At 37.4% G+C, this 13,747-nt stretch carries 8 protein-coding genes; all 8 read right to left on the bottom strand.

Features of this window, described 5'->3' with window-relative positions; translation table 11 throughout:
- Positions 1-55: 55 nt before the first annotated feature.
- The 8 genes from C8D70_RS19295 to C8D70_RS19260 all read right to left on the bottom strand — a co-directional run bounded on the left by C8D70_RS19295 (position 56) and on the right by C8D70_RS19260 (position 13,747).
- Positions 56-4,486 (bottom strand): GEVED domain-containing protein, encoded by a 4,431-nt coding sequence (locus C8D70_RS19295; RefSeq protein ID WP_110368372.1) that lies wholly within the window; start codon positions 4,484-4,486, stop codon positions 56-58.
- A gap of 167 nt (positions 4,487-4,653) precedes the next feature.
- The gene (locus C8D70_RS19290; RefSeq protein WP_110368371.1) at positions 4,654-7,689 is read right to left on the bottom strand and encodes a reprolysin-like metallopeptidase; all 3,036 of its coding nucleotides are present in this window, start codon (positions 7,687-7,689) and stop codon (positions 4,654-4,656) included.
- Between the two features lie 180 nt (positions 7,690-7,869).
- Positions 7,870-8,535: a DUF6048 family protein gene (locus C8D70_RS19285; RefSeq protein ID WP_076594960.1), complete on the bottom strand. Its 666-nt coding sequence runs from the start codon at positions 8,533-8,535 to the stop codon at positions 7,870-7,872.
- Positions 8,501-8,977 (bottom strand): DUF6452 family protein, encoded by a 477-nt coding sequence (locus C8D70_RS19280; protein WP_076594959.1) that lies wholly within the window; start codon positions 8,975-8,977, stop codon positions 8,501-8,503. The genes C8D70_RS19285 and C8D70_RS19280 overlap by 35 nt, the downstream gene beginning before the upstream one ends.
- A gap of 25 nt (positions 8,978-9,002) precedes the next feature.
- Complete coding sequence (gene rlmD, locus C8D70_RS19275; RefSeq protein ID WP_110368370.1) at positions 9,003-10,415, bottom strand: 23S rRNA (uracil(1939)-C(5))-methyltransferase RlmD; 1,413 nt, start codon at positions 10,413-10,415, stop codon at positions 9,003-9,005.
- Positions 10,416-10,523: 108 nt separating this feature from the next.
- Complete coding sequence (locus tag C8D70_RS19270) at positions 10,524-12,065, bottom strand: TlpA family protein disulfide reductase (protein WP_110368369.1); 1,542 nt, start codon at positions 12,063-12,065, stop codon at positions 10,524-10,526.
- A 308-nt stretch (positions 12,066-12,373) separates the two neighbouring features.
- A complete protein-coding gene (locus C8D70_RS19265) occupies positions 12,374-13,141 on the bottom strand; it encodes a succinate dehydrogenase/fumarate reductase iron-sulfur subunit (protein WP_065399437.1) in 768 nt (255 codons plus the stop codon).
- Between the two features lie 24 nt (positions 13,142-13,165).
- Positions 13,166-13,747 (bottom strand): hypothetical protein, encoded by a 582-nt coding sequence (locus C8D70_RS19260; protein WP_181416167.1) that lies wholly within the window; start codon positions 13,745-13,747, stop codon positions 13,166-13,168.

The raw sequence follows: 13,747 nt of genomic DNA, 5'->3' as shown, positions 1-13,747 counted from the left end.
ACCCAAAAAATAAGCCTCCATTTCTGGAGGCTTATTTTATTGAAATTTAAATATCTTATTCTTTGATAAATTTCTTTTGAGTAGTATTACCGTTATCATCAATATCAATAACATAAACACCGTTAATCAATCTGCTTACGTTGATCTGGTTGTTCAGTAAGATACCATCAGCGATAACCTGTCCTGCAGCATTGTAGATCTTATACTTAGCTCTTTTGCTAACATTTTTCACAAACAATACTGAGCTTACCGGGTTAGGATAAATCATAACACTGGTCTGATCAATTGGGTTAGCAACAACCGGTTTAGAGATTCTTACCGTGTAATCCTCTACCTCTCCGTTTTTGAAGTCAGCACAGTTTACAGGGATACCGTCTCTAGACATGGCAACTCTCATCACTACATACTTATAATCTGTCATACTTACAAAAGCATCTGCAGGAACATTGAATTTACCTGAAACAGGGCTGTTTGAATTTGGTGAAGAAGTGAATACTCTTTCATTGATATCAAACTCTCCGTTTCTGTTGAAGTCAATCCAAACTGCGATTCCTTCATTATAAGTAGTTCCTGTCCATTTTTTCTCAATGATGATCTCATTGTCAGTAGATCCCTGGATCATTTCGATGAATGTTTTAGGAACTCCGGTATAATCTGTATATGTAGATGCTCCGGATTCATTCTCCATTGTTTTCTTACCTGTAGGCTTCACTGTAACTTTGGAAATATGCTCACCTGTAGAGTTTTCTGCTTTCATCTTACAGTAAATTACTGTAGGTGTTGTAAAGTAGTAAGGAGGAGTATAGTTTCCTGGTGTACCATTACAGATATTCACTACCTGCATTTCATATTTCGTTAATTCTGCAAGACCTGTTAATACAATGTTATTAACTAATGATGGTACTTCTGTCCAGCTTGGAATACCCACTTTTCTGTATCTAAGAACATATGTTGCTCCCGGGAACGGATCCCATTGGATCGCCGCTGATGTAGGAAGCAATTGGGTAATTGTTAATCCTGGAGGCGGAATCTGGCATATTCTTTCTGTAGTAAATACTTTAGGGTTAGAATATGGATTTAGTGTAGTTTCCCCGTTACATTGGTTAGCAATCTGAACTTCATAAGTAGTATATGGCTCTAAAGGAGTTACACTTCCTAATACATAAGTATTTGCAGGAGCTGCCGGTAAACTTATAGTAGCCCATGTTGTAGTACCTACTTTTCTCCATCTCATTGTATACGTAGAACTTGCCGCAAGCGGAGACCATGTAATCAATGCAGTTGTTGGTGTGATAGTACTTACAGTTACATTTGGAGGAGTAGGATCACATCTTGTAGTAAACGTTTTAATTGGTGTTGCTGTTCCAACAATGTCTCCACAAATAGCTGCAACTTCTACTTCATAAGTAGTAGCTGGTACCAGTCCGCTGATTACTAACGGAAGGTTACCTAATTGTGCGGAAGCATATACCTGCGTCCAGGCAGTTGTTCCCTGAACTCTGTATCTTACCACATAGCTCACTCCTGCTCCTGTGATTGTTACAGTAGCTGTTGTATGCGTTGTTGTAAATGTTGGTGCATTAGGAGTTGCATTGCTGCAAGGTCTGATTCTTACTCTATAGTCTTCTACTTCCCCATCTATTGCATTCTGACACATTGTAGGAGCACTTGTACGCTTCAGCACAACTCTCATTGTAGTTGTTAATGGTCCTGTGTAAGCATTTGAAGGAACCGCAAAAGTAGCAGTAACCGGAGTCGTTGTATTGGCTGGAGAAATTAAAATTCTCTCAGTATCAGTAAACTGTCCGTTTCTGTCAAAGTCGATCCAAGCTGTTACAGCATCGTTACCTGTTGCACCTGTCCATCCTTTTGCTACAGAGATTTTATTATTCTGAGAATCTACATCCAGAGTAATAAGAGTTTCCGGAGTAGTATAGCTGATATAATTTGTCTGTACTGAAGTATTATTCATTGGCGGAACACCCAGGTTCGAAGAGGTAACTGTTACATTCGAAATATGGTCATTCGTTCCGGTACCCGTCATTGGACAGTAAGACAATGGAGGTGTTGTAAATGTTACTGATGATGAGTAAGATCCTGTAGAACCGTTACAAGTTGTAGAAACCTGAACCTCATAATTAGTCTGTTCTGTAAGACCAGTAATTCCGTAGAAGTTCTGACCAGCAGGAACTGTTGCTGTTTGCCAAGCTCCACTTGGGGCAACTCTCCATCTTATATTATACGTAGCACCAGCAGTAGCAACCCATGATACAGTTGCTGTAGTAGCAGCGATATTATTCACTGTAATATTTGTTGGAGCAGCTGTTGAACAAGGTTGAGCATCTACAAATTTTACTGCATAATCTTCTACTTCTCCCTGACTGAATGTACCACAAGGATTAGCATTATCAAAATATCTCATTACTACACGCATACGGGTAGGAAGAGTTCCTGTATACACATTACCACTTGCCACTGTAGGTACTGCAAAAGTAGCCGTTACAGGAGTAGTTGTGTTATAGGTAGTATTAAGAATTCTCTCACTGGTTTCAAATGTTCCGTTTCTGTTAAAATCTACCCAAGCAGAAACTCCATATGAAGAAGGAGAACCTGGCCAGTATTTGTTTACAGAAATTTTATTATTTGCTGAACCTCTTTCAAAGATCACTACTCTTGTAGCATCTGTGGTATAGTCTTTATAATTGTCAGATCCGGAATTACTCAACATAATAGGAGTATTCGTAGGAGTAACAGTTACATTATTAATATATCCGCTTGTAGCAGTATTACTTGTAGGGCCAGCCGTACAATAAGTAAGAGCCGGTGTTGTAAAGGTAACACTTGGTGAGAAAGCACCTGTTGTTCCCCCACAAACAGTAGCAACCTGTACTTCATATGTAGTCTGCTCCAATAATCCTGTAAGAATTTGATTACTGATTAATGGTGTATTTACTGCAATCTGCTGCCATGCACCAGAAGGAGAAACTCTGTATCTTACTATATAAGTAGCCCCAGTAGCTGATGTCCAGGTAACATTAGCAGAGGAAGGAGTTACGTTATTTACCGTAATATTAGATGGTGGTGCTGTAGTACAAGTTGATAAGTCTATAAATTTTACAGCATAGTCTTCGGTTTCACCGTAAGAGTATGTTCCACAAGCATTAATAGGGCTGTACTCGTTTAATACAACACGCATTTTTGTAGTCAGGTTTCCAGTGTAAACACCACCAGCAACAGTTGGTATTGTAAAGTTTGCTGTAACCGGAGTTGTTGTATTACTTGGTGAAGTAAGCACTCTTTCAGTTGCTTCAAAAACACCATTACGGTTAAAATCAATCCAAACTCCAGTCAAGAAACTATATTGAGTACCTGGCCACGTTTTTGAAACTGAAACGGTAGCAGTCCCCCCTCTTACTAAAGTAACTACTCTTGTAGGATCTGTACTATAATCTGTATAACCACTCTGACCAGAGTTACTGTACATGGATGGGGCTCCTTGTGCATTAACAGAAACCTGATTGATATATCCATCAATAAAAGTACTTGTTGCAGCGGAATTACAATAAGTGAGTGCTGGAGTTGTAAAGTTGGTGCTGGAAGAGAATGCTCCCTGTGAACCACCACAAACAGTGGCTACCTGAACTTCATACTGGGTCTGCTCAGTTAATCCGGTAATAAGCTGGTTTCCGACCAAAGGAGTTGTAACATTGATTGTTATCCAAGGTCCACCTGATACAGGCCTGTATCTTACCACATAAGTGGCTCCTGCAGAAAGATACCAGCTCACATTAGCAGAAGTTGTTGTAAGATTTGAAACTGCAATATTAGTAGGCGGAGCCGCTGAACAAGCTGAAAGCGGTTGGCTTTCCAACTGTATTCTAGGAATATCTGCGAGTCTGTCTTTTGCAGAAGGAGGTGCTGCAGGATCTGGATTTGCAGTATCCTCATAATAGATGATCCCTCGGTTGGCCCCCGCATTATAAGATCCCCAGGCCGTACCTGGTGAAGATGCATAGCCTGGAGTTTTTTCATTTACAGCAACCACAAGATTGTCTGTTCCATTCCATAAAAATGGAGTAGCCAATTGAAGAGTTACCCAGTTTCCATTTGATAGGGTAGGTAAATCTCCGGCATACACCTGAGTCAGTGAACTTAATGGAATCCAGTTTGTATTGGAGGCAAAGTTATTCTGGGTTGTGTTTCCCATGTATACCACCCAATCCTTATATACAGCCTGAGAGGTTGCAACGGTGGTGGAATAAAACTTTATAGCCGTGATATAGTTCGACGTACCGATGGCAGTCGTAAGTTCCGCAGCAGTGTAGATCTGCTGAGAATAACTATACCCATAATAGGAACGTATGGGAAGATACACAGAGGTACCTGTTCCTGTCCCAATCTGCCCTGCCTGAGCCGAGACTTTGGATACAAAGCCTGTACAAATCAAACAGAGAAACAGAATTAAAGAGGTAAAGAGTTTCTTCATAATGTTTTCATTATAATATTAATCACACAAATCTAATCATTTTTTATTATTAATTTATAAGTGCATTTGGGTTTTTTCTGAAAAAAAACAATATTTTTTTCACTTATACTCTAAATAAAGAAATCCCCGGGAGTTCCCGGGGATTTACTAATATTTAAAGGTTATCTTTATTTTTTGATAAATTTAGATTTGAATTGTTCAATTCCTTTATCATCTATTGTAATAATGTAACCACCTTTAACTAAAGCCGAAACATTAACCTTTCCATTATTGATATTTCCTCTATCTACTAATTGTCCGGCAGCACTATAGATTTTATAAGTTACCTTATCTGAAACTTTAGTAACGTTCAGAACATCAGTTGCTGGATTTGGATAAATCTGGATACCATCATTCTTAACAGTTGTTTCAGAAGTAGCAAGGTTTCCTGTAATAACTACGTTATAATCTTCCACTTCTCCGTAATCGAAAAGGTCTCCACATACATATTCTGCAGGCAATGAAAGGCCAACATTTCCGTTTCCGCTACCAGCTCCAACATAGAATGCTACAACTCTCATTCTTAGTGGCTGCCCTTCTACTGCATTACTTGGAATTGTAACATTTGAATTGATCACCGTTGATGGCTGCGTTAATGTTACAGGATAATTCAATACTCTTTCGGAATCACTGAAAACACCGTCCTTGTCAAAGTCAATAAATGCTGCTACTGCATCATAATCTGCAATATCAGGATTACCAACAGTAACAGACATAGGATAAACATTTCCTTTTGTTAAGTTAATCTGAAGAGCTGAATTCGTTGTATAATTTGTATAGGTACTATTTGCAGAGGTATTATTTACATTCGCAAGGGTTACATTGGCAATATACTCATAACTTGAACTACCTGTAGAAGCTGTACAATAAGTAAGTGCCGGTGTACTGAAGTTTACAGATGCAGAATATGTTCCTACTGTAGTACCGCAAACTAAAGCCACCTGTACTTCATAAGTAGTACCATCAATCAAATTACTTAGGTTAATTGAAGGAACTGCGGTATCAGCTTCAGTCCATACAGTTGTACCTACTTTTCTGTAACGTACTTTATAAGTTGCTCCGGTATAGGACATCCAAGACACGCTTCCTGAAGAAACAGTGATATTGCTTACCACAACGTTAGTTGGAGCAGCACTGCTACAAGCAGATAGAGGTGCAATACTAACAGGCCCTACTGCATAGAAAACATTTCCTATTGAAGAAACTCTTACTTTAATAGTCTGACCGTTCAATGAAGAAGGGAAAGTAAAGTTTTCAGATCCGTCGTTAGGTGTTGAAGCAGATAGTACCGTCCAGGTTGTTCCGTTATCTGTAGTATAGTCGATCTTTACATTAGCAACATTATAAGGAGCGGCATTGGTGTTGGCAACAATCCACTGAACTGGAGTTGGCGTATTCACATCTGCATATTGGTTAGCTAATCTGAAAGGACCATTATCTCCTACAACAATTGTCTGAACTTTAAAAGCTGACTGCTGTTGGGCCACATTGGAATTATTATCTCTTACCGTTAATGCAAAATTTGTAGTTCTTGCTATAGTAGATACTGCTTCCCAGGTATTATTTGCATTATTTAATACTCCACTCATTACAGAAGTAAATTTCGGAAAGTATCTTGTTGGGCTTGCGTTGGGAGCAGCAGATCTGAATGAAGCTCCTGATGTAGTATTTCCTAAGTTATACTTATCAATAGAAACTGAAGCATCATCTACTTCTTCCCAAGAATAGGTCATTGGGTCATTTTCAGGATCTGTAGCAGTACCTGTTAATGCAAAAGCAGTACCTTTAGGTATAGTATATGTTGGCAGATCAGCAATTACCGGCGGGTTGTTGGTAATTGTAGTTTCTACATCACAAGTTTTTGCAATTAAATTAGCCTGTACCTGACCGATACTTGCTTTGTGGAAATAAGGATCAGAATTTGCCTGAACATCTGTGTCAGGACCAGTAATACCTGCATATCCCATAATGGTAGTTCCTGAACCTGGTTCCATATTCACCCCGCTTCCTTCAAGATTATGAGAGAAAGTATGGTTAGCTCCTAACTGATGCCCCATTTCATGCGCAACATAGTCGATATCAAAGCTGTCTCCTGATGGAATTCCATTTGCCGGGGAAGTAAACCCTGAACCTTTTCCTTTAGGAACGGTAGTGGTAGGATTAATACATACACATCCGATACATCCTGCATTTCCTCCACCTCCTGATTTACCAAACAAGTGTCCGATATCATAGTTTTCATTTCCTACATTATTTGTCAAGGCAGTTTGTAACTGTGTGTTCCATGCTCCTTGTGATCCTGTTGCAGCTGCAGCATACGGATCGTTAGCCGGATCAATATAAATTACATTAGGAAAATTCTGCAGGTTCAGGTGCAGTGCAAAATCTTTCTCAAAAACCCCATTTACTCTGGTTAGTGTGTTATTGATGGCAACAAGAGCAGGAGCTCTTTTCTGATCATCAGTAGCAGTAGCAGGAACTCCGGCAAGTGTCATAAAGTATTGTGTATACTCACCTGTAACTGACATTGCCAGTCTCATTGTTCTGTATTTCTTATCAGAACTTTTATTAAAAGTTGTTGGCTGATTAGAGAATGACTGTCCGTTTTTTAATAAAGCATCTATTTCCTTCTTAGCAGCAGGAGACTCTTCTGTAGAACACAAGAAACCATTCTTTTCCTTTTTTGTTTTAGGATGAACAGCATACACTGTTTTGTCTGTTGAAGCGGGGTCAATAAATTCATATTTATCTCCATGGATAATCATTGACTGAAAATCATTAGGAGCGATACTGAATCTTAAATATTTGGTAGGGTCATCGACACTTGTTCCAACATAAGATCCTAATTCATACTTGTCTGCCAGTTCTTTTACAACTACCGGAAAACTGTATACATTAAACCTTTCAATCTTCCCACTCATAGTAGGAAGAGAAATTACTACAGGAGTGGAATTTGCTCCCATTTCCTGTGCATTCTTCAGCTGAGATCTCAATAAGTTCAGGTCCAGTTTATAGTACCCGTTACCTCTTACATTAGATTGATCTACTCTAAATCCTGTACTTCTTTTGTTATCGTCTCCTTTTTTAAGAGAAGTAGGTGTCCATTGGCCGAACACTGCCCCTCCAATAAAAGTAAACATTAAAGCAGTAAATACTCTTTTCATAAATTAAAACACAATTATAATTTTTGCCAAATATAGCCAATTTATAAATTACAAAAATGAAATAAGCAGTTATTTTTTAACATTATACATCTAATAAGCATATTTATTAAAAAAAACACAAACTTCAGACGAGTCTAAAGTTTGTATTTTATGTATTTTAAAAGTTATGTATTACTATTTCTAGAACTTATACGCGATATTCCATGCAAATCCCATATTAAACTTCGAAGAACTTTTTCCAAAACCCGGAACAATCATCGGAGAGATATCATCCTGTTTGGAAGTGTATACCATATATCTTGGCTGAAGATTTACATCTATATAAAAATTGGAGCTGAATAACTGCACCCTTCCTCCTATAGTTCCTTCCAGCCAAAAAGAAGACTGAGAGGATGAGGGAAATGCTTCAGAGGAGTTACTTCCACCAAATCCACGAACGGGAACCGCCATATACTCCTGATTATAAAATGATCCTCCCACTTTTCCTCCTGCATAAAAACCGTTGAATTCATTTTCAGCATCTTTTGCGAGCATATAGAAAGCCCCCAACTTAACAAAGGGACCGTTTGCCTTGGCATCATATCCATTCTTCTGATATACGTTTTTCTCAAAACCGGCTTCTGCAATGGCATGAACATTTCCTCTGATTTTTGAAGAGATAAATCCCTGATATAGTTTTCTATCCGAAAAAAATCCGGCTCCGGTATTCAATACATCAAGGCCAACCATAAAATTAGGTTCATATTTTTCGTGAACCTTCTTCTCTGCTTCCTTTTTTTTGTCCTGAGCCCAGCTTATTATTCCAAAAAAACTAAAAAGAAAGGTAAAGATTAGTCTTGTCTTCATTCTCTATTTGATTTTGTCCGGCCTCCAGCTTTAGCACCGGATTAGGAGTTAACAATTCTGAACTTAAATTCTCATATGACTTTTTAATCCCGCATCCCGGAGATACATAAGTTGATTTTGTAGTATACTTAATCCTTACTTTAGATTCCGCACCCTTTTTGGTAAGTTTAAAATAAACATCTGTATACGGTGAGCTGTCTACACGTAAAGGAATTAATCTGGAATCAATCTTTGCAACTCCTCCCAGATCTACCTTTCCGGCACCATAATCTACCGCAACATAGAGTGAATCCAGAGTCTTTTCTTTTCCACTATCCATAGACCTGAAGGCTACCTTCATTCTGGGGGTTCCTTCTCCGCTTTCACAAATATCATCGTCACCTCCACAGGAAAAAAGCATTCCTAAAAAGCAGATCGCTATGAGAAATTTAAAGTACTTCATATTAAGATTTCAAATTTAAATAAATTTATTTTTTAATCAGCAATGCAATATTCTCAACATGGTGTGTTTGCGGAAACATATCTACCGGTAAGATCTTCACTAAAGTATAATGTTCTTTCATCAATGCCAGATCTCTTGCCTGTGTTGCCGAGTTGCAGCTTACATAAACTACTTTTTGCGGTGAAAGCTTAAGAATCTGTTCTACCACCTTCTGATGCATTCCATCTCTTGGTGGATCTGTGATTAATACATCTGCTTTAGGGTGGTTTGCCATGAATTCGTCATTGAAAATATCTTTCATATCTCCACAATAGAATGTTGTGTTTGTCAATCCGTTCAATGCCGCATGTTCTATTGCTGCATCTATGGCTTCCTGTACAGATTCTATTCCGATGACCTGTTTTGCATTTCTTGCTACATACTGGGCGATTGTTCCAGTTCCTGTATAAAGATCATATACTACTTCATTGCCTTTCAGATCTGCAAATTCCAATGTTTTTCTGTATAGTTCCAATGCCTGTTTGTAGTTGGTCTGGAAGAATGATTTCGGCCCTATCTTAAAATGCAGCCCATCCATCTCTTCCATAAGATAACCTTCCCCGAAGTACACATTGATATTTAAATCATAAATAGAGTCATTCTGTTTAGGGTTGATGGCATATACCAACGTTTTAATCTGCGGAAATTTTTCTAATAAGAATTCAAAAAGCTTTTCTCTGTTTTCTTTTTCTTCTCTGTAAAGCTGGAAAAGAACCATCCACTCTCCTTTTGAGTTCTGTCTCATCATCAAGGTTCTAAGGAAACCTTCCTGATTTCTTACATCAAAGAAATCCAAGCCATTATTAACGCCATATTCTTTTACAGCCAGTCTTATAGCATTGGAAGGATCTTCCTGAAGGAAACATTCTTTCAAATCAAGAATTTTGCTCCACATTCCCGGAATATGGAAACCTAAAGCATCTTTGCTCCCGAAATTTTCTTCGGAACTGATTTCGTACTGAGTAAGCCATCTTGCATTAGAGAAGGAAAACTCCATTTTGTTTCTATAAAAATACTGTTCTTCAGATCCCAGAATTGGCACGGTTACAAAGTCATCAATTCCTCCGATTCTTTTAATATTATTATATACTTCTTCCTGTTTAAAATCAAGCTGCTTTTCATAGCTCATATTCTGCCATTTGCATCCTCCGCAAGTACCAAAGTGGATACATTTAGGCTCTACTCTGTATGGTGATTTTTCAAGAACTTCAATCGCTTCGCCTTCATAGTATTTTGACTTTGCTTTTTTCACTCTTACATTCACAATATCTCCTGGAATTGCCCCGGAAACCATTACAGTTTTACCTTCGTCTGTTTTCCCTATTGCCACCCCTTTAGCTCCGGCTGTCAATAGTTTTATATTTTCAAGAACTAGATCTCTTTTTTTCTTCCTACTCATTCTAAAATTTTCTATTTTCCTAATTGAAACTTTTACGTTCCAGTTTGCAAAAATACAATAAAAAAAACCTTATCCGAAGATAAGGTTTCTATACTGTGTTAAAGTTTATTATTTTGTTGGAGCCGGTTGTGGATTTGCCTGCTGTGGTGCTTGCTGCATAGCAGATGGATCAAGCTGCAGTTGTGGCTGCATTTGAGCATTCTGATCTACCTTCGGTGCGGAAAGACCTGTTTGTTTATCCAAAATAGTCACCAATTCCTGCTCACCAAGGTTTACAAAAGATCTGCTGGCAATTTTACCATCTTTATCAATAATTACAAAACAAGGTAATTTGAATCCGTATACCCCATATTTCTTAGCGATATCTGAGTTCAATCCTCCTTCTCCGTAAACATTTACTCCCTGAATTCCTTTTAATAAAGAATTACTTGTTTTAATGAACTGATCTTTTGTATCATCCACATTTACAAATACAAAATTCATTTTAGATTTATAAAAGTTTACCACTTCTTTTAATACAGGTACTGTAGCTTCGCTGATGTAAGGATTCCATGAAGCGTAGAAGAATAACATATAAGGTTTCCCTTTGTTTTCAGAAAGCTTGTAAGCTTTTCCGTCTTGTTTTGCTAAAGCTGCTTCTGGAGCTGCTTCTCCGATTTTAAGTCCTGTAATAGCTACCTGCATTTTTAAAAGGTCACTTTTAATAGTAGCATCTTTAATATCTGAATCGATGATCTTTTTAATCTTGTCGATATTGGCAGCCGGACTCGTTGGGTGAATATCAGCCTGAGCCATTACAAATGCAAGAAGATAATCTTTTGTTGTTTGAGATAAATCTTTTTTAGTTTTCAAATACTGAGCGAACATCTCAGAAGTTGTAATCCCTGTTTTTCCTTTGCTGTTTGCTTCCGCATACTTCTGGAAATCAGGAGTCATTTTTACAAGAAGATATTGTCTGTAAAGAGGGATAGTTTTCACCATTGCTTCTTTATCTGTTTCCAACTGGGTTTCATAATCTTTGAAAGCCTTAGATGCTTTGAAAGACGGATTTCCTGACATTGGACCGTGAGACATTTCATAGTTCGCAAGCAAGTTAAGAATGGTTACTTTGACATCGTTTTTTTTCCATTCTAATAATCCTTTGCTCGGATTATTTTTCTTAGCCAGGTCATTTACATTTTTATTAATATCTGCTTCAATTTTATGCATCCCTTTCAAGAATGCAGCTTCATCTCCTGCCATTAAAGCGCCTAAGTTAACTTTATTACCATACTCAGCTAAAAACTTCTGAGAAGCCGTAAGGAAATCATTGTTCTTTTTAGCATCTCCGGTAATTACATATTCATTTGGGAAAGTAGCTCCGTTTCCTGAGATATTCACTTTTTGTCCTCCTTCAAGATAGATCAGGCTTTGTCTGCCTGCGTAGTTGATTACGTACATCCCATCTTTAGGAGCATCAAAATTTCCTGAAAAGTTTCCGTCTTTATCCAGACCTATATTAATCAAAGGCAGGGTTCCTACTCCTGAAGCTTCTACAAATTCAATTCTTTCTAATGGTGAGCCTCCAGTAATTTTTCCTTTTACTTCTACTTTTTTTGAACAAGACATCACAAAGAATGTGATGATAAACAATAAAAGATATTTTTTCATTTCAATTTTTAATATTACACAAAAATAAGCTTTTTAGGGCTTGTTAATTCACTCTAATTATTTTTTTTAAAAATTTTATTATTACCGTTCAAAAGGGATATTCCAATTACGGAATACTGTCTTTTTGAAGGTAAAAAGTATTTGAAGGTCTTTTCAGAAAACGATTCAATTACCTTTCAAATATATACTTAATAAATAAAGAATAACGAAGATCAGTCAATAAGTTAACAAACTTTAACAGAGGTGTTAATTTCATAAAAAAATCGCCTCCAAAAGTGAAGGCGATTTTTTATGTATCTGAATCAATTCTATCCTTGATCTACAAGAGCAGCCATGTATTCTCTGTTCATTCTTGCGATGTTTTCAAGAGAAATACCTTTAGGACATTCTACTTCACATGCTCCGGTGTTTGAACAGTTTCCGAATCCTTCTTCGTCCATAGCTTTCACCATGTTCAGAACTCTTCTCTTAGCTTCTACTCTACCTTGTGGAAGTAATGCATACTGAGAAACTTTAGCTCCCACGAATAACATTGCAGATCCGTTTTTACATGTAGCTACACAAGCTCCACATCCGATACAAGCTGCTGCATCCATTGCTTTGTCTGCATCTTCTTTGGGAACAGGAATTGCGTTAGCATCTAATGTATTACCAGAAGTGTTCACAGAAATGAATCCTCCTGCTGCCATTACTCTGTCGAACGCGCTTCTGTCTACCATTAAGTCTTTGATAACAGGGAAAGCGGCACTTCTCCAGGGTTCAATAACGATCGTCTCTCCATCTTTGAACATTCTCATGTGAAGCTGACAAGTTGTAATCCCCGTATCAGGCCCGTGAGCTCTACCATTGATGTAAAGAGAACACATCCCACAGATTCCCTCACGACAGTCGTGGTCAAAAGCGATAGGTTCTTTACCTTCGTTAATTAAATTTTCGTTCAGGATATCTAACATCTCTAAAAATGAAGAGTCTGTAGATACATCTGATATTTTATAAGTCTCAAACTGACCTTTAGATTTGTTGTTTTTTTGTCTCCAAATTTTCAGCGTAAGATGTAAGCCTTTTTTTGCACTCATAATTTTTTATTTATAGGTTGGAGATTATTTATTTTTTTCTGGTTTATCTGCATTTTCAAACTTCATATCTGAAGTAAGAACTGCAATTTTATTAGAGTTTCTACTTTTTAACTCCTTATATTTTTCCATTGCTTTTGCAATATTTTCAGACTTATCATCCTGTGATTTTTCGTATACTTTTTTAGTATCTCCTTTTATCACCTGATAAAAAAGCTTTTTATCTCTAAACTCTTTAGGGTTTAAAGGTTTAAGATTTACACCAGCAACAAAAGCCCCCATTTGTCCCTCTGCATTAATAACGTATACAGAATTAGGCTCCAAGTTAGCTTCAACATAATCTCTGTTTTCTGCACCGGCCCAAAACAAATGCTCACCTGGTTCACATTCATAAACCAGATATTTTCCACTTGAAATAGGTCCTAGAAAAAGATCTTTATCATAAATTCTGAAATTAACCAGTAAACCAGCTCCGGTTTTTAAAATATAAACTAATGATTTTCCCTCAGAAGGTTTATCAATAGCCTGAGTCGTAATTTTCTGAGCAACAACAGTAGAGAATCCAAAGAGAACTACAAAAAATAATAGTAATTTTTTTAAATTCTTCAT

The organism is Chryseobacterium sp. CBTAP 102 (genome assembly GCF_003201365.1).
Taxonomy (GTDB): domain Bacteria; phylum Bacteroidota; class Bacteroidia; order Flavobacteriales; family Weeksellaceae; genus Chryseobacterium; species Chryseobacterium candidae.
Note: the sequence above shows the minus strand (reverse complement) of the source record. Positions and strands in the feature narration are given on the sequence as shown.

Excerpts from the sequence above, each read along its gene's own strand:
- C8D70_RS19295 (WP_110368372.1), bottom strand. The coding sequence starts at position 4,486 with ATGAAGAAACTCTTTACCTCTTTAATTCTGTTTCTCTGTTTGATTTGT.
- C8D70_RS19290 (WP_110368371.1), bottom strand. The coding sequence starts at position 7,689 with ATGAAAAGAGTATTTACTGCTTTAATGTTTACTTTTATTGGAGGGGCA.
- C8D70_RS19285 (WP_076594960.1), bottom strand. The coding sequence starts at position 8,535 with ATGAAGACAAGACTAATCTTTACCTTTCTTTTTAGTTTTTTTGGAATA.
- C8D70_RS19280 (WP_076594959.1), bottom strand. The coding sequence starts at position 8,977 with ATGAAGTACTTTAAATTTCTCATAGCGATCTGCTTTTTAGGAATGCTT.
- rlmD (WP_110368370.1), bottom strand. The coding sequence starts at position 10,415 with ATGAGTAGGAAGAAAAAAAGAGATCTAGTTCTTGAAAATATAAAACTA.
- C8D70_RS19270 (WP_110368369.1), bottom strand. The coding sequence starts at position 12,065 with ATGAAAAAATATCTTTTATTGTTTATCATCACATTCTTTGTGATGTCT.
- C8D70_RS19265 (WP_065399437.1), bottom strand. The coding sequence starts at position 13,141 with ATGAGTGCAAAAAAAGGCTTACATCTTACGCTGAAAATTTGGAGACAA.
- C8D70_RS19260 (WP_181416167.1), bottom strand. The coding sequence starts at position 13,747 with ATGAAGAATTTAAAAAAATTACTATTATTTTTTGTAGTTCTCTTTGGA.